The sequence below is a fragment of the Caulobacter sp. 602-2 genome (assembly GCF_011043625.1).
Taxonomy (GTDB): Bacteria; Pseudomonadota; Alphaproteobacteria; order Caulobacterales; family Caulobacteraceae; genus Caulobacter.
In genome coordinates, this window is sequence record NZ_JAAKGT010000005.1 from 126,073 (window position 1) to 148,675 (window position 22,603).

Here is a 22,603-nt window from a genome sequence, read left to right on the forward strand (position 1 = left end):
TTTCCCGGAAGCCGCCGCTGCGACAAGCCGTCCCGCTTGCACCAGGCCAAATCAGACGCGTTAATGGTGATTAACGGGGGTAGTTCTAGGCTGGCGTGGAGCATGACGATGGCCGCAACCCTGACCGCCTCCCCCTCGACGGGGAGCTTCAAGGCCCGCAAGCGCCGCAAGGCCGTGCAACGCCGCCTGCGCTGGGCGGTGGCCGTGATGCTGCTGCTGAACCTGGCTGTCTGGGCCGGGGTGGTCGCCGCGCTGCGCGGGATCGACGTGGCTGGGTTGTTGCCACCCCTCTCTCTTTGAGAGAGGGAGGGGCCCACCGCGAAGCGGTGGGAGGGTGAGAGGTTTCACCGGTAGCCGTTAGATCCCCGCCCGCCCCAAAGTCGTCATCCCGGCCGCAGCGCGTAGCGCGAAGAGCCGGGACCCAGGGCCGCCGACGAGGCCTTGACGACAGCGAGCCTAGCCACAGCGCCCAGTCCCCTGGGTCCCGGATAAACGCTGCGCGTTTTCCGGGATGAGGATGCGTTCTGAACGCATTTGACTGAGCTTCATTCGGAGAGATTGTAACCTCTCACCCTCCCACGCCTGCGGCGTGGGCCCCTCCCTCTCTCTCAGAGAGAGGGCTTCCAAGTCAGTCCTTGGCGTCCTTGGCGGCTTCCTTGATGTCTTCGCCGGCCGACTTCACGCCGCCGACCACCTCGTCCTTCTGACCTTCCTTCTTCAGCTCCTTGTCGCCGATGGCCGAGCCGACGGCGGACTTGATCTCGCCTTCGGTCTTCTGGGCGTGGCCGGAATCCTTGTCGCCGCAGGCGGTCAGGGCCAGCGCGGCGGCGGCGACGGCGGCGAGGGAAAGAGGACGGATGAGGTTCATGCGGTGGAGCTCCTTGTTCGAGCTCTCAACGCCCAGCTTTCAGGATCGGTTCGATCCGTTCGACGGCCAGGCCGTCAGATCGACATCCGCATGATCTCTTGATAGGCCGAGATCACCTGGTCGCGGATCGAGATCACGGTCTCGAGGCTGGCTTCGGCCGACGAGATGGCGGTGACGACGTCGATCAGCTCGGCCTTGCCGGCCGCCTGCTGGGCGATCTTGTGCTCGGCCTGGCGCGAGGCCTGGACCGTGTCGGTCATCGCCGACTTCAGCATGTCGCCGAAGTCCATCTTCTTGGGCTCGCCGACGCTCTTGCCGAGCGACAGCGGGGTCGCGCCGGTGGCGGCGTAGGCTTTCGAGGCGGCCAGAGCGGTGATCATCGCCTAAGCCCCTACTTCTTCAGGATGTCGAGCGTGCGCGACTGCATGCTGCGCGCGGTCTCGATCACGTTGAGGTTGGCCTCGTAGGCGCGCTGCGCCTCCTTCATGTCGAGCGCCTCGACCAGCGTGTCGACGTTGGGCAGCTTGACGTAGCCCTTGGCGTCGGCCGCCGGATTGCCGGGGTCGTACTCGGTCTTGAAGTCCTTCTGGTCGCCTTCGACGCGCGCCATGGCCACGCCCTCGGCGCCCTCGACCCTGGCGGGGCGGAACACCGGCACCTGGCGGCGGTAGGGGTCGCCGCCGGCCGTGCGGGCCGTCGAATTGGCGTTGGCGATGTTCTCGGCGATGATGCGCATGCGGCCCTGCTGGGCCTTGAGCGCGCTGGCCGCCACGGCCATCGCCGCCGCCGACTGGGATCGGATCTCAGCCATCTAGACGTCCTCTAGCCGTTCGGGCGACGCGCGGCGGTGCGCAGCATCGACATGGAGCGTTGGTAGAAGGAGACCGCCGCGTCGTAGTTCATGCGCGCATCGGTCATCTTGAGCATCTGGTCCTCGAGCGTCACGGAGTTGCCGTCGAGGGTGGTCTCGCTGTCGGGGCCCTGGGGCGAGCGGAACTGGCTCACCGGCTTGGAGGGCGCCAGGTGGCCGGCGCTGGTGGCCAGCATCTGGACCGGGCGGCCCGTAGGAGCCGCGCCATTGCCGCGATAGGGCGCACCGGTGGTCTGGGCGTCGAGCGAGGCCTGGAAGGTGAAGGGCTTCAGATCCCGCGGCTGGTAGCCGGGGGTGTCGCCGTTGGCGACGTTCTGGGCGACGACCTTCTGCCGCTCGGTCAGATAACCGAGCCGGTTCTTGAGCATCGAGAAAAGAGGGATGTCGTCCGGACCCATGCGAGCATGGTGAAGAAACAGGGTTAATCACGCATTAAGGACAGTCAGGCACACCAGGGATGCGGCGCCTCGCCGCGCCTCTTTCCTGTGGAATCCTGTCCGCGCATGGACGTCTTTCTCCTGATCCGCGCCGTGGCGGCGCTGGCCGTCACCCTGGGCCTGATCGGCCTGGCCGCCGTCGTGCTGCGCAAGTTCGGCCCCGAGGCCCTCAACCGCATCGTCTCCCAGCGCCGCGAGCGGCGGCTGCAGGTGGTCGAGACGCTGGTGCTGGACCCCGCCCGCCGCCTGGTGCTGTGCCGCCTGGACGGCGAGGAGCGCCTGGTGCTGCTGGGCGAAGGCCGCCTGCTGGACTGGGTTCCCGCCGGCCCGCCCTCGCCTTCCCCCGCCCCTTCTCCCGCCCCCGTCGCGACCCAGCCGGAGCCCGTGGTCTGATGCGCCTGCTCAAGAGCCTCACCGGCGCCACGCCGCAGGAACTGCGCCGCGCCGCCCTCATCGCCGTGCTGGCGGGCCTGGCGACCACGCTGGGGCCATCGCTGGCCATGGCCCAGTCGGCGATCAACGTCGACCTGGGCACGGGCGCGGGCCTGACCGAACGGGTCGTCCAGCTGGTCGGGCTGCTGACGGTGCTGTCGCTGGCGCCGTCGATCGTGATCATGACGACCTCGTTCGTGCGCATCGTCGTGGTGCTGGGCCTCTTGCGCACCGCGATCGGCGTGCAGCAGAGCCCGCCCAACCCGGTGATCATCAGTCTGGCGCTGTTCCTCACCGCCATCGTCATGGGCCCGACCTTCGAGCAGTCCTACGACGCCGGCGTCAAACCCCTGCTCGACAAGCAGATGGAGCTGCCGCAGGCCTTCGAGGCCGCCGGCCAGCCGGTGAAGACCTTCATGCTGCGCCAGGTGGACGAAGACGACCTGGCCCTGTTCATCCGCCTCTCGAAGATCGAGAAGCCCAAGACCGCCCAGGAGACGCCGCTGAAGGTGGTGACGCCGGCCTTCATGATCTCGGAACTCAAGCGCGCCTTCGAGATCGGCTTCCTGCTGTTCATCCCGTTCCTGGTCATCGACCTAGTCGTCGCCAGCGTTCTGATGAGCATGGGCATGATGATGCTGCCGCCGGCGACGGTGAGCCTGCCGTTCAAGCTGATCTTCTTCGTGCTAGTGGATGGATGGCGACTCGTCTGCGGCAGCCTGGTGGAAAGCTTCCAGCGCGGGGCCGGCGGCGGGTAAGCTGCGACGACACCGAACAGAATAACTAGAACAGAAGACCAAGACCGATGGGCGTTTTCGTACTGGGCTCGATCAATCTGGACGCCGTGGCGCGGGTCGACGACCTGCCGCGGCCGGGCGAGACGGTGGCCGGCCTGTCGCTGGAGCTGTTCCTCGGCGGCAAGGGCGCCAACCAGGCCGTCGCCGCCGCCCGCATGGGCGCCCCCACCCGCCTGATGGGCGCGGTCGGCAAGGACGACAGCGGCCTCAGCCTGAAGGGCAAGCTGGCCGGCTACGGCGTGCAGGTGGCCGACGTGGCCGAACTGTCGGGCGCCCCCACCGGCCAGGCCCACGTCTGGGTGTCGAACGGCGGCGAGAACATGATCGTCGTCACCGGCGGCGCCAACATGATGATCACGCCCCAGCAGGTGGCGGCCACGGCGCTGGAAGGCCAGCGCGTTCTGCTGGCCCAGCTGGAGACCCCGGCCGGCGCCATCGAGGCGCTGTTCAAGGCCGGCGCGGCCAAGGGCGGCCTGCGGGTGCTGAACGCCGCTCCCGCCCTGCCGCAGGGCGCGGCGCTGTTCCCGCTGACCGACATTCTCATCCTGAACCAGACCGAGCTGGCGACCTACGCCCGCCTCGACCACGAGCCGGCCAAGCTGGAAGAGGTCTCCAAGGCCGCCCGCAAGCTGATGAGCCGCCCCGACCAGACGATCATCGTCACCCTGGGCTCCACCGGCGTGGCCGCCGTGCGCCGCGACGAGGCCTTCCTGGTCGAGGGCCGCAAGGTCAAGGCGATCGACACCGTCGGCGCCGGCGACTGCTTCTGCGGCGCCCTGGCCGCCGGCCTGGCGGCCAATCTCGACCTGCGCGAAGCCGTCGAGCAGGCCAACGCCGCCGCCGCCCTGTCGGTTCAGAAGCCGGGCGCGGCGCCGTCGATGCCCAGCAAGCGCGAGGTCGAGGTCTTCCTGGAAGGTTGACCCTCGTCGCCTTCGGAGATCACTGTTTCCCCCGGAGGCGCATGATGGAAGACGGGATGGAACCCGCCGCCGAGGCGATGAAGAGCAACATCCTGATCCCGATCTGCGCCTTCGGCGCGGACCTCGGGACGGAGTACATATTGGTGTTGACGCCGCTCGTCGGCCTGTTGCTGTCGCTGAGCTGGGCGGTTCTCAACGCCCGCGGCAAGCGGCGGCGTCGCCGGCCTTCGTCAGGCCAGTAAAGCCAAGAGCTTCACGACCGCCATCGGCAAGCCGACCACGGCGAAGAAGAAGCCGAGCCCCCTGAAGGGCCCGATCAGCTTGGCGCCGCGGTCGCTCAGGGCGGCGTCGCTGTAGAGCAGATGGCGCACCCAGGTGTAGAGCTCTCGCGGCCGGGTCAGCAGAAGCAGGCCCACGACACCGAAGGCGGCGCACCAGACGATTTCGAAGATCAAGGCGCTCATGACCCGTCCGTCAGGCGGCGCGGATGCCGCTGAAGCCGCCTTCGGCCTGGGCGCCGACGACGGCGTCGTAGCCCAGGATCATGTCGACGTCCTTGCCGTTGGTCGCCAGCGGCAGGCGCAGCCACAGGATCGAGACGTGCGGCGCGCCGCGCCAGGCCAGGCTGTGCACGCCCACGCCCGGACGGCGCTCATCGACGACCTTGTCGAGCTCCTTGCGCCAGTAGTCGGCGGCGGCGGTGTTGTAGACCTCGCCCAGGGCCTTGCCGGTGATCTCGCGGCCATAGACGCCGTAGAGGCCGGTGCCGGCCAGGCGCAGACGGTAGTCGCGCGGCTCGCGCACGACGTCGATCAGGCTGACCGTCGGCAGCAGGCGCTTGATGCCCGAAGGGTGAAGGTCACCACGCGCAGGCAGGTTCGCCCCGCGGCGCAGGGACGCCCAGTATGCGAACATTTCCTGATGAGCGCGGGCCGCGGTCGCGGATGCGCTCAGTTGCGCGGACATCTTCAGAGTCCTTAACAAGCCTTTGGAATCACGGTGATTCACCGCTCATTCACTATGTCTTAAGCACCGAATCGGCGGAAGCGAAAAATGGCCGCCGCCAACAAAGATTCCGCTTGAGAGTCAATCTGGAAGCACAACGCCCGGGCGCTGGAAGAGCGCCCGGGCGTCGTTTTTCTCGCTTAGCTTAACCACAAGCGATTGATTGAATTAAGGTAAATGAACGCTCAGACTCAGCCCTTGCGCCCCTTCCCCGCGCCCCGGCCGGTCTGGCCAAGGCCCATCTGGCGGGCAAGATCAGAGCGCGCCTTGGCGTAGTTCGGCGCAACCATGGGATAGTCCGAAGGCAGGCCCCACTTCTCACGGTAGTCTTCGGGGCTCATGTCGTACTGGGTGCGCAGGTGACGCTTCAGCGATTTGAAGCGCCGGCCGTCCTCCAGGCAGATGATGTAGTCGGGCGTCACCGAGCGGCGGACCGGCACGGCCGGCTCCTTGGGCTCGGGCGCGGCGGCCTCGGGCGAGCCGATGGCCTTGAGGGCGTCGTGCACGCTGCGGATCAGCGCCGGCATCTCGGAGGCCGGCACGGCGTTGCCGCCCACGAAGGCCGCGACGATGCCAGCGGTAAGTTCGACGAGTGGGATCTCTTCTTCCATGACGCCTCTCCCGTTCCCTTTATCTTTCTCGACGCGCATCCGGTCTCGGCGCGCGAAGTTGCATCATGGATAAACGCGTCAGTAAAACCGGGCAATAGATGCCTCTGCGGAATATTGACTGTCGAACGACGCAGTCACTCGCAATGTCAACTTAAGGTCGCGAGGTAAAAATTCAGATTTTCTGGATTTTGATTGAACGCGTTCGGCGAACTTGACCGCACGGGTTCCTGTCGCGAGCGGCGCTAGCGGCCGAAATCCCGCGACAGCGCCAGCATCGCCGCGCGCTGGGGCACCGAGTACTCGTCGATGGCGTCGGTGTCGCCATCGCGGATGGCCTTCAGCAGGGCCGGCGTCAGGGCCGAGGACAGCGACCAGTTCCAGTAGCGCAGCACGGTCTGGGCGCGATCGACGGCGATGGCGTCGAACACGGCCAGGACCCGCTCCAGCCCCGGCGCCGGAACGCCCTCGGCGTCGGTCTCGGGACGACGCAGGCCGCGCCACAGCGCCCGCACGGCCGCGCGCGGCAGGCCAGTGGCCTTGCACAGGATGGCGATCGGCTCGCCGCCCTGGTCGGTGAAGATCTTGGCCCCGGTCATCGGCTTGAGGCCGGCGAGATAGGAGATCTCCTCGGCGGTCTCGCGGGTCAGGCCGGTCTGGGCCGCGGCGACGGCGTCCTCGAGGCTGTCGAAGGGGCTCTTGGCGATGGCGGCGCGGTTGCGCTGGCGGCGCTCGATGAACTGCAGCGCCTTGCGCGACAGCGGGTCCTGCCAGCCCTCGCCCGAAGCCACGGCGAAGACGTCGCCGACGGCCTCCTGCAGGATCTCGCGCGAGACGGCGAAGCGCTGGAGGATCGTGCGGCGGGCCTCGGCGTCGGCCCACCAGAACATCACGTAGGCGTGGCTGGGACGCAGTTCGGCCCGCTTGAGCAGCAGCGGGATCAGGCCGGGATTGTCGCGCGTCATCGCCACGACGTTCTCGACGCCCTGGTGGCTGAAACGGGCCAGCTCGTTGCGCAGCAGCGCCTCGACGACCGGCGTCTCGCCCATGTCGACCAGCGCGTCGGCCACCACCTCGCCGACGCCGCGGCGGATGGCGATCAGCCGGCGGTGCTCCTGGCTGGCGTGGTAGAGGCAGTCGATCAGATCGGCGTCCGACAGGTTGGGCGAGTTCTCCAGCAGGGCCCGCGCCACAACGACCTCGTCACGCAGCAGCAGCCGCACCAGCGAGCCGGGCATGTCGGACAGGTTGGCCAGGCGACGGGAGACCTTCTCGCGTTCCTCGACCACCGCCTCGCGCAGCATCTCGACCAGCAGGTCGGCGCACATCGCCCGCTCGAAGGCGTTGATGCGGCTGGCCGGCAGGCAAACCACGTCGGCGAGTCGCTTGAGGAGCGCGGCGCGCGACTTGGGCGGAACGGCGATCGGCTTGGCGAAGGGCGAAATCGGGTCGGTCATGATCTTCCTGGCGGCGAAGCCCCGGTCGCCGAGTTTCGAACCTAGACGGTAACGCCCTTAAGTTCGAATTAGCGCCAGGGATTCTCCCGCCAGGGGAATTTGCGGCCCAAAGCCTGGCTTCGCCAGGGGGTCAGCGAAATTGTCGCGGCTCCCACTCCGGCCAGATGTCGGGCAGGTCTGTGGAGACGCGGTTGGGATAGGCCGGCGCGCGCTTTTCCAGGAACGAGGTCACCCCCTCCTTGGCGTCGCCGGAGGCGCCGCGCGATTGGATGGCGCGGCTGTCGGCCTTGTGGGCCTCCATCGGATGGTCGGCGCCGGCCATGCGCCAGAGCAGCTGGCGGGTCAGGGCGACCGAGACGGGGGCGGTGTTGTCGGCGATCTCGCGCGCCAGGGCGCGGGCGGCGGGCAGCAGGTCTTCGGGTGCGTGCAGCGAGCGGACGAAGCCGCGCTCCTTGGCCTCGGTCGCCGGGAACACACGGCCGGTGTAGCACCACTCCAGCGCCGTCTGCAGGCCCACCAGACGCGGCAGGAACCAGGACGAGCAGGCCTCGGGCGTGATGCCCCGTCGGGCGAAGACGAAGCCGAACTTGGCGTCCTCGCTGGCCAGGCGGATGTCCATGGCCAGTTGCATGGTCGCGCCGACGCCGACCGCCGGGCCGTTCACGGCGGCGATCACGGGCTTGAGGCTGTCATAGATGCGCAGGGTCACCCGGCCGCCGCCGTCGCGATAGACGTCGCCGACCTTGCCCTCCTCGCGCTCCAGCGCCTGGGGCGAGGTGCGGTCGAAGGTGGCCCCGCCGCTCGAAAGGTCGGCGCCGGCGCAGAAGGCCCGGCCCGCGCCGGTGACGATCACCACCTTCACCGCGTCGTCGGCGTCGGTGATGTCGAAGACCTCGATCAGCTCCTTCATCATCCGGGCGGTGAAGGCGTTGAGCTTGTCGGGCCGGTTCAGGGTGATCGTCGCGATCCCGTCCTCGACGGCGTAGAGCAGGGTCTCGAAGGTCGGCTGCGACATGTGCTGGGCTCCCTGGCGATCTTTCAAACGATCGTATGATCTAGGAGCACTTGGACACAACCCCTGCTCACCGCCCCTCGCTCGTCATCGCGGGCAGGCGCTGCGCGCTTTCCGGGATGACGGCGGATGGTGGCGAGAGGTCACAGCGCCCGCCTCACCCCCAGCTTGCTGATGGCGTGGACGAAGTTGTTGGCCGCGACCTCGGTGCTCCCGGTCCATTCCAGGTCGGGGAACCTCGCCAGGATCTGGCGATAGGCCTCCTCCAGCTGGATCTGGGCGACGCGCTTGCCAAGGCAGGTGTGCGGGCCATAGCCGAAGGCCACGTGCTTGCCGGCGTTGGAGCGGGAGACGTCCAGGCGATCGGGGTTTTCGAACATCGCCGGGTCGCGGTTGGCCGCCCCGTAGTACATGACCACCTTCTCGCCTTCGGCGATCTGCTGCCCCGCCACCTCGACGTCGCGCGTGGCGGTGCGGCGCATATAGATCACCGGGCTGACCATGCGGATGAACTCGTCCACCGCGCCCGGCAGCAGGGACGGATCCTCGATCAGCCGCTGCTTCTGCTCGGGAAACTCGGTCAGCAGCCGCATGGCCCCCGACAGCGTGTTTCGCGTCGTGTCGTTGCCGGCGAAGACGATCAGCAGCCACGAGCCGTCGAGATACTCGTCGGCCAGCAGATCGCCATCGACCTGGGCCCGCGCGATGGCGGTCATCAGGTCCTGCCTGGGATCCTCGCGCCGCTTGAGCAGCATGGTGCGGCCGTAGTCGAACATCTCCTCGACGTTCTCGTTGAAGTCGGCGACGAACTGCATGAGCTCGAGCGTCGGCGTGATCGGCGCCATGGCCTGCTGCACGGCCAGGTCCTGGGCGCGCTCCAGATAGTGCATCCAGCGCAGGAACTTCGCCCTGTCCTCCGGCGGAACGCCCAGGATCTCGCACAGGGTGAACAGCGGCAGGATCGACGAGAAATGCTCGACCATGTCGATCTCGGCGCCGCCGGCCAGCAGCGGCTCCATCTCGTCGAGCAGGCGGGTGACCTCTCCCTTCACCTTGTCGGTCAGGCCGCGCAGATAGGCGGCGGTGAAATAGGGCATGTGCTCGCGGCGCAGCTGCAGATGATGCGGCGCGTCGAGGTTGATCATGGTGTCCATGGTCGCCCGGAACAGCAGGGCGTGGCGCTTGTCGGGCGGCCCCATCGACATCAGGATCCCGCCCTTCTGCGAGGAGAAGGTCTCAGGATCGCCGTTGACGCGCATGACGTCCTCATAGCGGGTGACGGCCCAGAAGCCGGGGCCGCCGAACGGCTCGCCATGCCACATCACCGGCGCCTGATCGCGCATGCGCGCGAAGTCGGCGAAGGGCTGGCCCCTGGTGAAGCGGAAGATGTCGGCCAGGTCGACCCCGTCGAGGGTGGGATAGGCCCGGGGCGCGCCGGGCCCCGGCCGGCCGTCGACCACCGTCTTGCTGATCAGCTCCATGCGCTCGCCTCCCGTCGAACGTCGTCGTGGCGGACACGATCACCCAGGATTGCGCGGCCGCCAACGGCGCCCCTACGGCAACTTGCGCGCGCGTCGGGCCTTGGGTCATGCTCCTGACTGAACGCCGATCACGCGGGTCACACGCGGACGGCGCCTGGGAGAGAAACGGCCGACCCCGCCCAGGCGGGCGGCCCAGGAGGTCGCATGCATCCGAGCGTCCACGCCCGCACCCAGCCCGACAAGCCCGCCTTCGTGATGGCCGGCTCGGGCGAGACCGTCACCTACAAGGAACTCGACGACCGCTCGAACCAGGGGGCGCAGCTGTTCCGGTCGATGGGCCTGCAGGTCGGCGACGTCGTGGCCATCCTGCTCGACAACCATCCGCGCTATCTGGAGATCGCCTGGGCGGCGCAGCGGGCGGGGCTCTACTACACCTGCATCTCGACCAAGCTGACCGCGCCGGAGGTCGAGTACATCGTAAAGGATTGCGGGGCCAAGGCGCTGATCGCCGGACCGGCGCTGGACGGCGCCGCACAGGCGTTGGCCCCGCTGATCCCGGGCGTGGCGCTTTTGCGGGTGGACGGGGCGGCCGGCCCCTACGCCGATTTCGACGCCGCCCGCGCGGCCATGCCCACGAGCCCGATCGCCGACGAGACCTCGGGCTCGGACATGCTCTATTCGTCGGGCACCACCGGCAGGCCCAAGGGCGTCAAGCCGGCCCTGGACGGCGCGCCGATCGACGCGCCGCACGCCCTGCAGATGATGGCCCAGCACCTGTTCAAGCTGGATGGCGACAGCGTCTATCTCTCGCCCGCGCCGCTCTATCACGCCGCCCCGCTGCGCTGGTGCATGAGCGTGCACAAGCTGGGCGGCACGGTCGTGGTGATGGAGAAGTTCGATCCCGAGACCGCGCTGGCCCTGATCGAAGAGCACAAGGCCACCTGCGGCCAGTTCGTGCCGACCCACTTCGTGCGGATGCTGAAGCTGCCCGAGGCGACGCGGGCCCGGTACGACGTCTCGACCATGCGCTCGGCGATCCACGCCGCCGCCCCCTGCCCCGTGCCGGTCAAGGAGCAGATGATCGCCTGGTGGGGGCCGGTGATCTATGAGTACTACGCTGGCACCGAAGGCAACGGCTTCTGCTGGATCGACAGCAGGAGCTGGCTGGAGCGGCGCGGCTCGGTGGGCCAGGCGGCGCTGGGCGAACTGCGCATCTGCGACGAGGCCGGCGATCCCCTGCCCGCCCGCACCGAGGGCGTGGTCTATTTCGCCAACGGCCCGGCGGTGACCTATCACAACGCCCCGGAGAAGACGGCCGCAAGCTACAACAAGCACGGCTGGACGACGCTGGGCGACGTGGGCTGGGCCGACGAGGACGGCTATCTGTACCTGACCGACCGCAAGAGCTTCATGATCATCTCCGGCGGGGTGAACATCTATCCGCAGGAGATCGAGAACCTCTTGATCACCCACCCCAGGGTGGCCGACGCCGCCGTAGTCGGCGCGCCCGACGAGGAGATGGGCGAGAAGGTGGTGGCGGTGATCCAGCCGCTGGACTGGTCCGACGCCGGCGAGGCCCTGGCCGCCGAACTGCTGGCCTTCGCCCGCGACAACCTCAGCCACGTGAAGGCCCCGCGGCAGGTGGACTTCGTGAGGGAACTGCCCCGGCACCCGACCGGCAAGCTCTACAAGCGGCTGGTGCGGGATGCATACTGGGGCAAGGGCGAGGGCCGGATCGTTTGATCGGGCGGAAAGTTATACGCAGATCTCCAAATTGCGTATAACCTGTCCCCATGGTCGAGCGCCTGCCCCTTTCCGCCCACACCAGCTATGCGGAGCTGATGGAGCGCCTGCGCCTTGGCCGCGTGAGCGAGTATCCTCCCGGCTCTTCCTTCGTGTCCAAGACCGTCAAGGGCCGGGTCTACTGGTACGTCCAGATGCCGACGGGAGGCGCGCAGAGCCGGCGGCAAGTGTATGTGGGCCCTGACAGCGATGACCTGCGCGAGCGTATCGCGCGGCACGGAGAGCATCGCGCCGACCACGACGATCGCCGACGCCTCGTCGCCGCGATCATCGCTTCAGGCGCTCCCCGTCCAGATCGGACCAGCGCCGAGATCATCCAGGCGCTTTCGGTCGCGGGCGCATTCCGCCTCCGGGCGTTGCTGGTCGGCACGGTCGCCTTTCAGACCTACGCCGCGCACCTGGGCGTCCGACTACCCGTCACCAGCCTTGCGACCATGGATCTCGACATCGCCCAGGACTTCGGCATCGCGTCGAACCTGGACGATACGCTCGACCGCCCGCTGCTGGAGGTTCTGCGAGAACTCGATCCCCGCTTCGCGCCGGTAAGCTACGCCTTCAACGCCAGCCGCACGACGAGCTATGCTCTGGGCGAGCGCTATCGACTGGACGTCCTGACGACTAACCGGGGCGCGCCCAGGGATGAACCGTCCTACCTGCCGACACTGGGCAGCGACGCCGTGCCCCTGCCGTTCATGGACTTCCTGCTGCGCGATCCGGTCGAGACCGCAGTGCTCCATGGCGGCGGCGTGCTGGTCAATGCGCCTTCGCCGCCGCGCTATGCGGTTCACAAGCTGATCGTGAGCCGGGACCGCAAGGTCAACCCCGAGAAGGGTCTCAAGGACCGCCAGCAAGCCACGCAGCTGATCCGCGCCCTGGCCGAAGACGATCCCTACGCCCTGCGCGACGCCTATGCGGAGGCGCGCGGACGCGGCGAGGCCTGGCGCAAGCTGCTGGATGAAGCGGTCAGTTTGCTGCCCGAAGACGCAAGGACCGTGCTGGAAGGCTGAAGCAGCGCAGGTTGCTTCTATACGGGGCGGGATTCCCGCCACACGGTCGGGACATGTTCTCCGCCCTGCTCGACCGCCTGCCCAAGACCGCGACCGCTCCGTTCTGCCCGGCGGAGGTGCGGGGCTCGGTGCCCGTGCCAAGCGGGCTGCCGGCCTGGAAGCGGATGCTGCGCACCGCGGGGCCGGGCCTGCTGGTCAGCGTCGGCTACATGGACCCCGGCAACTGGGCCACCGACATCGAGGCCGGCTCGCGCTACGGAACCAGCCTGCTGTTTGTGGTGGTGCTGTCCAGCCTGGCGGCGATCCTGCTGCAGATCCTGTCGATGCGGCTGGGCCTGGTGACCGGCAAGGACCTGGCCCGGATGTCGCGCGAGCGGTTCGGGCCGTGGACGGTCAAGGTCCAGTGGGTGCTGGCCGAACTGGCGATCATCGCCTGCGACATCGCCGAGGTGCTGGGCGGGGCCCTGGCCTTCAAGCTTCTGCTGGGCGTGCCGCTGTGGGCGGGCGTGCTGCTCACGGGGCTCGACACGATCATCGTGCTGAGCCTGAAGGGCAACGGCTTCCGCCAGCTGGAGGCGATCATACTGGGGCTGATCTCGACGATCGGGATCTGCTTTCTCGTGCAGCTGATCATCGTGCCGCCCGACGCAGGCGCGGTGGCGCGGGGGCTGGTCCCGTCGCTGGCCGCGCTGCAGCAGGGCGATGCGCTCTATCTGGCCATCGGCATACTGGGCGCGACGATCATGCCGCATAACCTCTACCTGCACTCGTCGATCGTGCAGACGCGGCAGGCGCCCGAAGACGAGCCGGGCAAGCGGGCGGCGATCCGGCTGGCGAGCATCGACACCGTGGTCGCCCTGGGGCTGGCGCTGTTCGTCAACGCCGCGATCCTGGTGCTGGCGGCCTCGGCCTTCCACGGCAACGGCCTGCGCGAGGTGGCCGGCATCGAGGAGGCGCACGAGTTGCTGGCGCCGGTCACCGGCGCGGCCGTCGCGGGCATCCTGTTCGGGATCGCCCTCTTCGCCTCGGGCCAGAGCGCGACCTTTACCGGCACCATCGCCGGCCAGGTGATCCTGGAGGGCTTCCTGAACCTGAAGATCCCCTGCTGGCAGCGGCGGCTGATCACCCGGGGCCTGGCCATCATTCCGGCGATGGTCGGCGTGCTGACGCTGGGCGACCACGCGGTGGGGCGCCTGCTGGTGCTGACCCAGGTAGTGCTGAGCGCCCAGCTGCCTTTCGCCATCTGGCCGCTGCTGCGCTTCACCGACGACAGGACGCTGATGGGACCGTTCGCCAATGGCTGGCTCGTGCGGATCGTGGCCTGGGGGCTGTTCCTCGTGATCTCGGCCGCCAACGTCTGGCTGGTGGTCTCGACGTTCCGACAACCGTAGGGGCCGCGCGCCGCCGGGTGTTGCCCCGGACGAGCGCCCGTGATCTCTTCCAAACAAACGTTTGGGAGAGCGCCGCATGAAAGAGATCGCCTTCGCCGACATCGCCAGCCTGGTCGGGCAGGAGGTCGGGGTGTCCGACTGGGTCGAGATCAGCCAGGAACGGGTCAACCAGTTCGCCGAAGCGACCGGCGACCACCAGTGGATCCACGTCGACGTCGAGCGGGCCACGCGCGAGATCGGCGGCCCGATCGCCCATGGCTACATGACGCTGTCGCTGATCCCGATGCTGGGCGCGGGCATCCTGCATGTCACCGGCGTGACCCGCGGCATCAACTACGGCTGCGACAAGGTGCGGTTCACGAGCATGGTGCGCGTAGGCAAGCGGGTGCGCATGCGCCAGAAGCTGGTCAGCGTCGAGCCCAAGGCCGGCGGCCTGCAGATGAAGAACGAGTGCACCATCGAGATCGAGGGCGAGGAGCGTCCGGCCTGCGTGGCCGAGACCATCTCGATCATCTACGGGGCCTAGATGCTCCCCCTGAAGGGGGAGCTGTCGCGGAGCGACTGAGGGGGAAGTCGGCGGGCTTCTGCGGAAGCTGATAACGTCCCCCCTCCGTCCCTTCCCCCCCCCAGAGGGAGAGGATCTTGAAAAGACAAAGGCCCCGGATCGCTCCGGGGCCTTCGTTTTGGGGATCGGACCAAGCCTTAGTGCTTGATCGCGTCGCCGATCTTGTCCTGGGCCTGACCGACCTTGTTCTGGACATCGCCCTTGATCTTCTGGGCCTTGCCCTCGGCTTCCAGGCGTTCGTTGTCCGTGGCCTTGCCGACGGCTTCCTTCACGGCGCCCACGCCCTTGTCGATGGCGCCTTCCACACGATTGGTGCTCATTGGCTTGCTCCTGTTCGAGTTTGAACTCCCCTTTCGAACGGGGCCCCGGGAGCAATGGTTCCTAGCTTGGCCGAAGGCTATTTCGCCGAAATCAGCGATTGAAGCCGGGCGCGGCGACGGCCTGGACGGCGACCACGTCCTGCGCGGCGGCGACGCTGGGCGGCTTGGCCGGCGCGGCCTGGATCAGCGGCGGGCCGGACGGCTTGTCGAGCAGGGCGACGGTCTCGCGGATGTACTTGGCGTGGGTGACGATGCCGATCTCGAGGCGCTCGCCCGACAGCTCGACCTGCTGGGTCAGCATGCCGGCCACGAACTGCACCTCCTGGCTTTCGGTCGAGCCCGGCCGGCGGCGCGCGCCCTCGGCCATGAACACTGGCCCGCCCGAATTGCCGGGGAACACCGAGAAATCCATCAGGAAGGTCGGGAACACGCTGGCCGGCGCCAGCGGATAGGAGGCCACCCGCCCCGAGCGCAGGATCGGAAAGCCCGCGGTGTTGGCCGACAGGCCGCGCGGAAAGCCCAGGGCCATCATCTCGTCGCCGGGACCAAGGCTGTACTTGTTGAAGGTGTCGTCCTGGGCCAGCCAGGCCAGCGGAATGGCGGCCTTGGCGAATTCGGGCGGCGCCTCGACGACGATGGCGGCGACGTCGCGGCTGGGATGCTTGATCCACAGGGGATGGTCGCCGTCGCGGATCTTCAGGGTGCGGGGATCGTAGCGCCAGACCCCCTCCTTGCTCTGCACGCGATAGCCGATCTTGGCCGAGACCGATGGCATGCGGTCGAAGACGTGGGCGGCGGTGACCAGGATGGTGCGCGGACGACCATCGGGCGTGGGGTCCTCGATGAGGAATCCGGTGCCCACCGTGCGCGAGCCGTCGGCGAGCGGCTGCTCCAGCTGCACCGTCGCCTGGATCAGATCGACCGACAGGTCCCAAGCCATGAACGCCCTCGTCTCCGATTCAACCTTAGACGTCGTATGAGTTTGACCAGACGCCCCAGCCGCAACAAGTTGGCGTTCTGACGCATCCGAGGGGGAATCTGTCCATGAACCGGCGCGAAATGATGACGAGCGTTGCCGCCGTCGCCGCCACGTCCTCCGTCCTCATCCCCGGGAGTTCCATGTCCGCCACCGCCAAGCCCGTTCCTCCGGTCGCCAAGAAGGTTCCCAAGCGCATCGAGCAGCTGGGCCGGGTGCGCGTCGACGACTACGCCTGGATGAAGGACGACAACTGGCAGAAGGTCCTGCGCGACCCCAGCCTGATCAAGGCCGAGGTCAAGGAGCACCTGACCGCCGAGAACGCCTATGTGAAGGCTATGCTGGCCCCGACCCAGGACCTGCAGAAGGCGATGTTCGAGGAGATGAAGGGCCGCATCAAGGAGGACGACTCCTCGGTGCCTTCGCCCGACGGCCCGTACGACTATTATTCGCGCTTCGCCCTGGGCGGCCAGCATCCGATCTACGCCCGCCGCCCCCGCGGAAAGAACGACGGCGAGGAAGTGCTGCTGGACAGCGACGCCCTGGCCAAGGGCAAGGCCTACAGCCAGGTCAGCGCCGCCGAGCACAGCCCCGACCACAAGCTGTTCGCCTATGCCGAGGACGCGCAGGGCTCCGAAGTCCACAAGATCTACGTCAAGGACCTGGCCACCGGCGAGATCCTGGCCGAGCCGGTCGACAGCAGCACCGGCGACTTCACCTGGTCGCCCGACTCCAAGTGGCTGTTCTGGACCCACCGCGACGACAACGGCCGTTCCGACAAGATCTATCGCCGCCCGGCGCGCGGCGGGCTGAAGGACGACGTGCTGGTCTATGAAGAGCCCGACGACGGCTTCTTCGTCAGCGTCAGCGTCACCGGTTCGGAAGCCTTCATCGTCATCAGCGCCGGCGACCACGAGACGTCGGAAACCCTGCTGATCCCGGCGAGCGACGTCGCCGCCAAGCCCAAGGTCGTGGAGCCGCGCACGCCGGGCCTGCGCTATTCGGTCGAGCACTGGGACGGCCAGTTCGTCATCCTGACCAACGCCGACGACGCCATCGACTTCAAGCTGGTCGAGGCTCCGGTCGCCAATCCGGGCCGCGCCCACTGGAAGGACTTCGTGGCCCACAAGCCGGGGACCTTCATCACCGGCCACGCCGCCTACAAGGACCACCTGGTCCGCGTCGAGCGCGTCAACGCCAACACCCGCATCGTCATCACCGACCGCGCGACCAAGGCCGAAAAGCCGATCGTCGTCGACGAGCAGGCCTATGTGCTGAGCGTCGAGGGCGGCTACGAGTTCGACACCCCCACCCTGCGCTACGTCTACCAGTCGCCGACCACGCCGCGTCAGTGGTTCGACTACGACATGCGCAGCGGCGACAAGGTGCTCCGAAAGACCCAGGAAATCCCCTCGGGCCACGATCCCTCCAAGTACGTGACCAAGCGCCTCTACGCCAAGGCGCCCGACGGCGCCGAGGTGCCGGTGACCGTGCTGATGAAGAAGGACGTCAAGCTGGACGGCAAGGCGCCGCTGCTGCTGTACGGCTACGGCAGCTACGGCATGTCGATGGATCCGTCGTTCTCGATCCGCAACTTCAGCCTGGTCGATCGCGGCTGGATCTGGGCCACGGCCCACATCCGCGGCGGCTCGGAAAAGGGCTACGGCTGGTTCCTGGACGGCAAGAAGTTCAAGAAGAAGAACACCTTCACCGACTTCATCGCCTGCGCCGAGCACCTGCACGCCAATGGCTACGGCGCCAAGGGCGCCACGGTGGCCTACGGCGGTTCGGCCGGCGGCATGCTGATGGGCGCGATCACCAACCTGCGGCCGGACCTGTGGGCCGGGATCATCGGGGCGGTGCCGTTCGTCGACGTGCTCAACACCATGAGCGACACCTCCCTGCCCCTGACCCCGCCGGAGTGGCCCGAATGGGGCAATCCGCTGGAGGACAAGGAGGCCTACGACTACATCGCCAGCTACTCGCCGTACGACAACGTCACCGCCAAGCCCTATCCGGCCGTGCTGGCCACCGGCGGCCTGTCGGATCCGCGCGTCACCTACTGGGAGCCCGAGAAGTGGGCCGCCAAGCTGCGGGCCAACACCACCAGCGGCAACCCGATCCTCCTGAAGATCAACATGGAGGCCGGCCACGGCGGCGCCTCGGGCCGCTTCGACTTCCTCAAGGAGATCGCGCTCGACTACGCGTTCGCCGTGTGGGCGGTCGACAAGGGCTGGACGAAGGCGTGATGCGTAGTTCGAACGTCAAGGCCCTCCCCCTGAAGGGGGAGGTGTCGGCGCAGCCGACGGAGGGGGAAGCGATCGCGGCGGGATGGAAACTTCCCCCTCCGGCGCTTCGCGCCACCTCCCCCTTCGGGGAGAGGGTCTAGATGACGCTAACCATCCGCCCCTCCACGGACGCCGACGTGCCGGCGATCACGGCCATCTACGGCTGGAACGTGCTCAACGGCCTGGGCACCTTCGAGGAGGTTCCGCCCGACCAGGCCGAGATGGCCCGGCGGCGCGCGGCCTTCCTCGATCGCGGCCTGCCCTACCTGGTCGCCGAGCAGGACGGAAAGGTGCTGGGCTATGCCTATGCCGGCCCGTTCCGGCTGCGGGCGGCCTATCGCTACACCGTCGAGGACAGCATCTACGTCGCGCCCGACGCGGCCGGAAAGGGCGTCGGCAAGGCCCTGCTGCAGGCGCTGATCGAGGCCTGCGAGGGCCTGGGCCTGCGCCAGATCTGCGCGGTGATCGGCGACAGCGGCAACGCCGCCTCGATCGGCGTGCACGCCGCGCTCGGTTTCGAGCACAAGGGCGTCTTCCCGGCCATGGGCTACAAGTTCGGCCGCTGGGTCGACCTCGTTTGGATGCAGCGGTCGCTGAACGGCGGCGGCGACACCCCGCCCGACGCGCCCGGCATGTCTCTCAGCGGCGTGTAGATCGCCCGCAGAGCAACGCTCAAAGCAAAAGCCCCGCCGTCACCGGCGGGGCTTTCGTGTTTTCTAAGGTTCACTTGGAACCGAGGCTTCAGGCCTTGCGAGCGCGAGCCTTGCCCGGAGCCTTGGCCTTGCGACCGCCTTGGCCCAGGCCCAGAGCCTTGGCCATGGCCGAACGGGCTTCGCTGTACGACGGCGCCGTGGTCGGATAGTCGGCCGGCAGGCCCCACTTCGACTTGTACTCGGCGACGGTCATGCCGTGGGTGGTCAGGTGGCGCTTCAGCGTCTTGTAGGGCTTGCCGTCCTCGAAGCTGATCAGGGCGTCCGGCGTGATGCTCTTGCGGATCTGGGCCGGAGTAGCCTTGGTAACGGTCTCGGTAACCGGCGCTTCCGGCGAACCAAGACCGGAAAGCGCGTCGTGCGTGGCCCGAATCAGAGCCGGCAGGTCAGAGACCGAGGTCGTGTTGTTGGCCACATAGTTGGCCACGATCTCAGCGGTCAGCTCGATCAGGGTCGATTTGTCTTCCACGGCGTCACTCCACAATGACTTTAAATTCGGAAATACACCCGCCCTGTGGAATTACAAGTACACAAATACGCAATCGATCGAGCAACGCTCCGCGAAAACAGGCTTTATTTCGCAGCAACAATGTCGATCGCGGATTTTCAAAGCCTTAGCCGTAGCCGATGAGGCTCGCCTTCAAGTTCAGTTCCAGCGCCGAACGTTTTCGCATGCGCGAAGACCGGCAAGGTTCGCGTGCATTTGCACTGTGCATGGCGTGGCGCCGGCGATTCAGATTCGCCCTGCCTTTTCAGGCGCTGGCGCAGGCTGAACTGAACACGGCCAGGAACGCCGCAAACGCTCGCAGCCGCGAAAGAGCCGATGGGCAAAGCAGAGCTTGAAGGGAGATAAATGCTCGCGATGTAAACGCTGCTTCCGGTCCGAAGCGCTGATCAGCGAGAGAAGAGAGAGTGGCTGGGGAACTAGGACTCGAACCTAGAATGACGGTACCAAAAACCGCAGTGTTACCATTACACCATTCCCCAGCAGGAACAGCGGCGACCCAGTGGGCCGCGGCGAGGCGGTGGAGATAGCCCAGGATTCGGACGGTGGCAACGCCCTCCAAATTCTTTTTTTGGGTCCATTTTCACGCTTGCGACTCTCCGAACAGCCTCCTATAAGCCGCCTCCCAAGTCGAGCACAGCCAACCGGCGGCGCGGCTTCGGAAGTCGGAGTGTGGCTCAGTCTGGTAGAGCACTGCGTTCGGGACGCAGGGGTCGCAGGTTCAAATCCTGCCACTCCGACCATCTTCTCTCCCGAGAAAATCCCCTCATTTGCACCGCTCGAGCGCGAAGTTCGGCAGGTTGCGCGCAGTTCATTTGACCGCGACGCGACAGCCGCTAGCTTGCGGCGACATTGAAGCGCGTCGGACGCACGATCGTCTGTGCTTTCGCGCCGGCGCGCTTTGGCTATCGCAACGGGATCCCGATGAAGCAGTTTCTCATGACCGTGGCCGGCGTGTTCGTCGGGCTCGTGCTCTTTCTCGTCGGGGTGCCCTTCATATTGATCGTGCTGGCGGCCGGCGCCGCCCGCCCCGCCCCCGTCGCCGCCAATTCGGTGGTGCAGCTGGACCTGCGCGGCGGCCTGTCGGACCAGGATTCGCAGAACCCCTTCGCGGCGTTCGGCGGCGGCGGCCAGTCGGTGATGGGCGTCATCGAGGTGCTGCGCCGCGCCGAGACCGACGACAAGGTCAAGGCGGTGTTCGTGCGCCTGCCGGAAGGCGGCGTCGCCCCGGCCTCGGCCGACGAGCTCGCCCAGGCCTTCAAGCACTTCCGCAGCGTCGGCAAGAAGCCGATCTTCGCCCATAGCCAGGGCATCTATCCCTCGGGCATGTCGACCTCGACCTACCGCCTGGGCGCGGCCGCCAGCGAGTTCTGGATGCAGCCGGACAGCTCGCTGCAGGCCGTGGGCGTGGCCAGCGAGACGATGTTCTACAAGCGCCTGTTCGACAAGTACGGCGTCAAGGCCGACTTCGAGCAGCGCTACGAGTACAAGAACGCGGTCAATCCCTATCTCAACAGCGACTTCACCGCGGCCCACCGCGAGGCGACGCTGTCGTGGATGACGTCGGTCTATACCGGCGCCCTCACCGCCGCCGCCCAGGACCGCAAGCTGGACCCGGCGCGCCTGATCAAGGCCATCGAGGCCGGCCCCTACAGCGCCCAGCAGGCGCAAGGGCTGGGCCTGATCGACAAGGTCGGCCAGGTGAAGGAAGCCCAGGACGCCATGCTGACCCGCGCCGGCAAGGGCGCCAAGCTGATCGACTTCTCCGACTACGCCTCGCGCTCGAAGAAGGACCTGCCCAAGACCGGCGCGGCCATCGCGGTGATCGGGGCCGAGGGTCCGATCGTCACGGGCACGTCGGGGCAGTCCTCGCCGTTCTCGGGCGACAGCACCATCCACTCCGACGAGACCGCCAAGGCGATCTACGACGCGATCGAGGACAAGGACGTCAAGGCCATCGTTCTGCGGGTCTCCTCGCCGGGCGGCTCGGACACGGCCTCCGAACAGATCCTGGCGGCCGTCAGGGCCGCCAAGGCGGCCGGAAAGCCCGTCGTGGTCAGCATGGGCACCTACGCGGCTTCCGGGGGCTACTGGATCAGCAGCCAGGCCTCGGCGATCGTGGCCCAGCCCTCGACCCTGACCGGCTCGATCGGCGTGTTCGGCGGCAAGTTCGCCCTGGGCGACGCGCTGTCGCGCTTCGGCGTCGACACCCGCCAGGTGACCGTGGGCGGCGACTATGCCGGCGCCTTCGGAACCGGCCAGGAATTCACCGCCGACCAGCGCGCCCGCTTCTCGGCCTGGATGGACAATATCTACGCCGGGTTCGTGGCCCGCGTGGCCGAGGGCCGCAAGCTGCCGGTCGAGCGCGTGCGCGAGATCGCCAAGGGCCGCGTCTGGACCGGCGCCCAGGCCAAGGACCTGGGCCTGGTGGACCAGCTGGGCGGCTTCTACGACGCCGTCGACAAGGCCAAGGCCCTGGCCAAGCTGACCGGCGACGTGCGCCTGAAGAAGATCGGCGGTCCCAAGTCGCCGTTCGACGCCCTGGAGAAGGCCCTGGGCGTCAGCTCGACCTCGATGCGCACCGTCGCCGCCGCCGCCTGGATCCTGGGCGACCCGCGCTCCGAGGCGATCCTGGACGAGATGGCCAAGACCCGCCTGCGCTCGCAGGGCGCCAGCGTCCTGGCCGACACGCCGTCCTACTGAGGTCTGCGCGAGGTTCACGAGAAAGGCCGCGCCGAAAGGGGCGGCCTTTTTTTGTGGCCGCGATCGGTGGGGGGCCTCAGGCGCCGCTCCCCCTCCGGCCCTCCGGGCCACCTCCCCCTTCAGGGGGAGGGTCTTGGCTGGCGCCCAGATGCTTCCCCTAAAGGGGGAGGGTCTTAGTCGGCGGACCTCCCCCTGTGGGGGAGGCGATCGCGTCAGCGATCGGTGGGGGGAGTTGGTGGGTGATCGGCCAGCGCCTCGACAGCTGAAAACGCCCCCCCCACCGGCCTTCGGCCGCCTCCCCCAGAGGGGGAGGTTCCTTCGCGCGGACGCGCGGCTTCTCGGCCTCTCGTGGAAACCACGGAAGTTGATGGAGAGGGCGCGGGGCGTCCGGGCTTCGCCCGGATGTGTGAGTTTCAAGTACCGTTTCGACGAAGCTGAACGCCCCGC

General features: G+C 67.6%; 24 protein-coding genes, 2 tRNA genes and 1 pseudogene. 13 read left to right on the forward strand and 14 right to left on the reverse strand.

What is annotated here, in order from left to right; genetic code table 11:
- Positions 1–102 precede the first annotated feature (102 nt).
- Positions 103–300 (forward strand): hypothetical protein, encoded by a 198-nt coding sequence (locus G5B46_RS12690; RefSeq protein WP_240903459.1) that lies wholly within the window; start codon positions 103–105, stop codon positions 298–300.
- Between the two features lie 328 nt (positions 301–628).
- Here G5B46_RS12690 and G5B46_RS12695 read toward each other — a convergent pair whose 3' ends face one another.
- The 4 genes from G5B46_RS12695 to flgB all read right to left on the reverse strand — a co-directional run bounded on the left by G5B46_RS12695 (position 629) and on the right by flgB (position 2,137).
- Entirely contained in the window at positions 629–868 is a 240-nt protein-coding gene (locus G5B46_RS12695) for a CsbD family protein (RefSeq protein WP_205691650.1), read from the reverse strand.
- Positions 869–942: 74 nt separating this feature from the next.
- Entirely contained in the window at positions 943–1,248 is a 306-nt protein-coding gene (gene fliE, locus G5B46_RS12700; RefSeq protein ID WP_101718891.1) for a flagellar hook-basal body complex protein FliE, read from the reverse strand.
- A gap of 11 nt (positions 1,249–1,259) precedes the next feature.
- Complete coding sequence (gene flgC / locus G5B46_RS12705) at positions 1,260–1,679, reverse strand: flagellar basal body rod protein FlgC (RefSeq protein ID WP_165259144.1); 420 nt, start codon at positions 1,677–1,679, stop codon at positions 1,260–1,262.
- An 11-nt stretch (positions 1,680–1,690) separates the two neighbouring features.
- Entirely contained in the window at positions 1,691–2,137 is a 447-nt protein-coding gene (gene flgB / locus G5B46_RS12710) for a flagellar basal body rod protein FlgB (protein WP_165259145.1), read from the reverse strand.
- A 105-nt stretch (positions 2,138–2,242) separates the two neighbouring features.
- On the opposite strand from flgB, the gene G5B46_RS12715 reads away from it, so the two are divergent.
- From G5B46_RS12715 to G5B46_RS12730, 4 genes are read left to right on the forward strand one after another with little or no spacing between them, the layout of a single operon-like run.
- Positions 2,243–2,569 (forward strand): flagellar biosynthetic protein FliO, encoded by a 327-nt coding sequence (locus tag G5B46_RS12715; RefSeq protein ID WP_165259146.1) that lies wholly within the window; start codon positions 2,243–2,245, stop codon positions 2,567–2,569.
- Positions 2,566–3,366, forward strand: coding sequence for a flagellar type III secretion system pore protein FliP (gene fliP, locus G5B46_RS12720; protein ID WP_165259392.1), 801 nt, complete (start codon positions 2,566–2,568; stop codon positions 3,364–3,366). Before G5B46_RS12715 ends, fliP begins: the two co-directional genes overlap by 4 nt.
- 47 nt (positions 3,367–3,413) lie before the next feature.
- Positions 3,414–4,325, forward strand: a complete 912-nt coding sequence (locus G5B46_RS12725; protein ID WP_165259147.1) for a ribokinase — start codon at positions 3,414–3,416, stop codon at positions 4,323–4,325.
- Positions 4,326–4,369: 44 nt separating this feature from the next.
- A complete protein-coding gene (locus G5B46_RS12730) occupies positions 4,370–4,567 on the forward strand; it encodes a hypothetical protein (RefSeq protein ID WP_165259148.1) in 198 nt (65 codons plus the stop codon).
- Here the strand turns inward: G5B46_RS12730 and G5B46_RS12735 are convergent.
- The 6 genes from G5B46_RS12735 to G5B46_RS12760 form a co-directional block, all read right to left on the reverse strand.
- Complete coding sequence (locus tag G5B46_RS12735) at positions 4,556–4,789, reverse strand: hypothetical protein (protein WP_165259149.1); 234 nt, start codon at positions 4,787–4,789, stop codon at positions 4,556–4,558. The two genes, G5B46_RS12730 and G5B46_RS12735, sit on opposite strands and share 12 nt — an antisense overlap.
- 10 nt (positions 4,790–4,799) lie before the next feature.
- Positions 4,800–5,297 (reverse strand): PAS domain-containing protein, encoded by a 498-nt coding sequence (locus G5B46_RS12740; RefSeq protein ID WP_165259394.1) that lies wholly within the window; start codon positions 5,295–5,297, stop codon positions 4,800–4,802.
- Positions 5,298–5,521: 224 nt separating this feature from the next.
- Positions 5,522–5,941 (reverse strand): MucR family transcriptional regulator, encoded by a 420-nt coding sequence (locus G5B46_RS12745; RefSeq protein ID WP_165259150.1) that lies wholly within the window; start codon positions 5,939–5,941, stop codon positions 5,522–5,524.
- 242 nt (positions 5,942–6,183) lie between these two features.
- Positions 6,184–7,395: a DUF2336 domain-containing protein gene (locus G5B46_RS12750; RefSeq protein ID WP_165259151.1), complete on the reverse strand. Its 1,212-nt coding sequence runs from the start codon at positions 7,393–7,395 to the stop codon at positions 6,184–6,186.
- Between the two features lie 130 nt (positions 7,396–7,525).
- Positions 7,526–8,410 carry a crotonase/enoyl-CoA hydratase family protein gene (locus tag G5B46_RS12755; protein ID WP_165259152.1) on the reverse strand — a complete coding sequence of 295 codons (885 nt, stop codon included), beginning with the start codon at positions 8,408–8,410 and terminating at the stop codon, positions 7,526–7,528.
- A gap of 140 nt (positions 8,411–8,550) precedes the next feature.
- The gene (locus G5B46_RS12760) at positions 8,551–9,888 is read right to left on the reverse strand and encodes a cytochrome P450 (protein WP_165259153.1); all 1,338 of its coding nucleotides are present in this window, start codon (positions 9,886–9,888) and stop codon (positions 8,551–8,553) included.
- 204 nt (positions 9,889–10,092) lie between these two features.
- Between G5B46_RS12760 and G5B46_RS12765 the strand changes: the two genes are divergently transcribed.
- The 4 genes from G5B46_RS12765 (at position 10,093) to G5B46_RS12780 (ending at position 14,615) form a co-directional block, all read left to right on the forward strand.
- Positions 10,093–11,631: an acyl-CoA synthetase gene (locus tag G5B46_RS12765; RefSeq protein WP_165259154.1), complete on the forward strand. Its 1,539-nt coding sequence runs from the start codon at positions 10,093–10,095 to the stop codon at positions 11,629–11,631.
- 50 nt (positions 11,632–11,681) lie between these two features.
- Positions 11,682–12,698 (forward strand): GSU2403 family nucleotidyltransferase fold protein, encoded by a 1,017-nt coding sequence (locus G5B46_RS12770; RefSeq protein ID WP_165259155.1) that lies wholly within the window; start codon positions 11,682–11,684, stop codon positions 12,696–12,698.
- 53 nt (positions 12,699–12,751) lie between these two features.
- On the forward strand, positions 12,752–14,089 hold the full coding sequence (locus G5B46_RS12775; RefSeq protein WP_165259157.1) for an Nramp family divalent metal transporter: 1,338 nt from the start codon (positions 12,752–12,754) through the stop codon (positions 14,087–14,089).
- Positions 14,090–14,165: 76 nt separating this feature from the next.
- The gene (locus G5B46_RS12780; RefSeq protein ID WP_165259158.1) at positions 14,166–14,615 is read left to right on the forward strand and encodes a MaoC family dehydratase; all 450 of its coding nucleotides are present in this window, start codon (positions 14,166–14,168) and stop codon (positions 14,613–14,615) included.
- Positions 14,616–14,786: 171 nt separating this feature from the next.
- Here G5B46_RS12780 and G5B46_RS12785 read toward each other — a convergent pair.
- A pseudogene (locus G5B46_RS12785) lies at positions 14,787–14,974 on the reverse strand (CsbD family protein); the annotation flags it as partial.
- 91 nt (positions 14,975–15,065) lie between these two features.
- On the reverse strand, positions 15,066–15,914 hold the full coding sequence (locus G5B46_RS12790) for a serine protease (RefSeq protein ID WP_116489004.1): 849 nt from the start codon (positions 15,912–15,914) through the stop codon (positions 15,066–15,068).
- Between the two features lie 104 nt (positions 15,915–16,018).
- Between G5B46_RS12790 and G5B46_RS12795 the strand changes: the two genes are divergently transcribed.
- Both G5B46_RS12795 and G5B46_RS12800 read left to right on the forward strand, forming a co-directional pair.
- Positions 16,019–18,199, forward strand: a complete 2,181-nt coding sequence (locus G5B46_RS12795; RefSeq protein WP_165259161.1) for a S9 family peptidase — start codon at positions 16,019–16,021, stop codon at positions 18,197–18,199.
- Between the two features lie 140 nt (positions 18,200–18,339).
- Positions 18,340–18,891, forward strand: coding sequence for a GNAT family N-acetyltransferase (locus G5B46_RS12800; RefSeq protein ID WP_165259162.1), 552 nt, complete (start codon positions 18,340–18,342; stop codon positions 18,889–18,891).
- 88 nt (positions 18,892–18,979) lie between these two features.
- Here the strand turns inward: G5B46_RS12800 and G5B46_RS12805 are convergent, their stop codons facing one another.
- On the reverse strand, positions 18,980–19,417 hold the full coding sequence (locus G5B46_RS12805; RefSeq protein WP_116489006.1) for a MucR family transcriptional regulator: 438 nt from the start codon (positions 19,415–19,417) through the stop codon (positions 18,980–18,982).
- A 444-nt stretch (positions 19,418–19,861) separates the two neighbouring features.
- Positions 19,862–19,935 (reverse strand) — tRNA-Gln (locus tag G5B46_RS12810).
- Between the two features lie 184 nt (positions 19,936–20,119).
- On the opposite strand from G5B46_RS12810, the gene G5B46_RS12815 reads away from it, so the two are divergent.
- A tRNA-Pro gene (locus tag G5B46_RS12815) sits at positions 20,120–20,196 on the forward strand.
- A 181-nt stretch (positions 20,197–20,377) separates the two neighbouring features.
- Entirely contained in the window at positions 20,378–22,156 is a 1,779-nt protein-coding gene (sppA, locus tag G5B46_RS12820) for a signal peptide peptidase SppA (protein ID WP_165259163.1), read from the forward strand.
- Positions 22,157–22,603 lie beyond the last annotated feature (447 nt).

Excerpts from the sequence above, each read along its gene's own strand:
- G5B46_RS12750 (WP_165259151.1), bottom strand. The coding sequence starts at position 7,395 with ATGACCGACCCGATTTCGCCCTTCGCCAAGCCGATCGCCGTTCCGCCC.
- sppA (WP_165259163.1), top strand. The coding sequence starts at position 20,378 with ATGAAGCAGTTTCTCATGACCGTGGCCGGCGTGTTCGTCGGGCTCGTG.
- G5B46_RS12765 (WP_165259154.1), top strand. The coding sequence starts at position 10,093 with ATGCATCCGAGCGTCCACGCCCGCACCCAGCCCGACAAGCCCGCCTTC.
- G5B46_RS12735 (WP_165259149.1), bottom strand. The coding sequence starts at position 4,789 with ATGAGCGCCTTGATCTTCGAAATCGTCTGGTGCGCCGCCTTCGGTGTC.
- fliE (WP_101718891.1), bottom strand. The coding sequence starts at position 1,248 with ATGATCACCGCTCTGGCCGCCTCGAAAGCCTACGCCGCCACCGGCGCG.
- G5B46_RS12770 (WP_165259155.1), top strand. The coding sequence starts at position 11,682 with ATGGTCGAGCGCCTGCCCCTTTCCGCCCACACCAGCTATGCGGAGCTG.
- G5B46_RS12695 (WP_205691650.1), bottom strand. The coding sequence starts at position 868 with ATGAACCTCATCCGTCCTCTTTCCCTCGCCGCCGTCGCCGCCGCCGCG.
- G5B46_RS12755 (WP_165259152.1), bottom strand. The coding sequence starts at position 8,410 with ATGTCGCAGCCGACCTTCGAGACCCTGCTCTACGCCGTCGAGGACGGG.
- flgB (WP_165259145.1), bottom strand. The coding sequence starts at position 2,137 with ATGGGTCCGGACGACATCCCTCTTTTCTCGATGCTCAAGAACCGGCTC.
- G5B46_RS12790 (WP_116489004.1), bottom strand. The coding sequence starts at position 15,914 with ATGGCTTGGGACCTGTCGGTCGATCTGATCCAGGCGACGGTGCAGCTG.
- G5B46_RS12795 (WP_165259161.1), top strand. The coding sequence starts at position 16,019 with ATGAACCGGCGCGAAATGATGACGAGCGTTGCCGCCGTCGCCGCCACG.
- G5B46_RS12760 (WP_165259153.1), bottom strand. The coding sequence starts at position 9,888 with ATGGAGCTGATCAGCAAGACGGTGGTCGACGGCCGGCCGGGGCCCGGC.
- G5B46_RS12690 (WP_240903459.1), top strand. The coding sequence starts at position 103 with ATGACGATGGCCGCAACCCTGACCGCCTCCCCCTCGACGGGGAGCTTC.
- G5B46_RS12745 (WP_165259150.1), bottom strand. The coding sequence starts at position 5,941 with ATGGAAGAAGAGATCCCACTCGTCGAACTTACCGCTGGCATCGTCGCG.
- G5B46_RS12730 (WP_165259148.1), top strand. The coding sequence starts at position 4,370 with ATGGAAGACGGGATGGAACCCGCCGCCGAGGCGATGAAGAGCAACATC.
- flgC (WP_165259144.1), bottom strand. The coding sequence starts at position 1,679 with ATGGCTGAGATCCGATCCCAGTCGGCGGCGGCGATGGCCGTGGCGGCC.
- G5B46_RS12800 (WP_165259162.1), top strand. The coding sequence starts at position 18,340 with ATGACGCTAACCATCCGCCCCTCCACGGACGCCGACGTGCCGGCGATC.
- G5B46_RS12725 (WP_165259147.1), top strand. The coding sequence starts at position 3,414 with ATGGGCGTTTTCGTACTGGGCTCGATCAATCTGGACGCCGTGGCGCGG.
- G5B46_RS12775 (WP_165259157.1), top strand. The coding sequence starts at position 12,752 with ATGTTCTCCGCCCTGCTCGACCGCCTGCCCAAGACCGCGACCGCTCCG.
- G5B46_RS12715 (WP_165259146.1), top strand. The coding sequence starts at position 2,243 with ATGGACGTCTTTCTCCTGATCCGCGCCGTGGCGGCGCTGGCCGTCACC.
- G5B46_RS12780 (WP_165259158.1), top strand. The coding sequence starts at position 14,166 with ATGAAAGAGATCGCCTTCGCCGACATCGCCAGCCTGGTCGGGCAGGAG.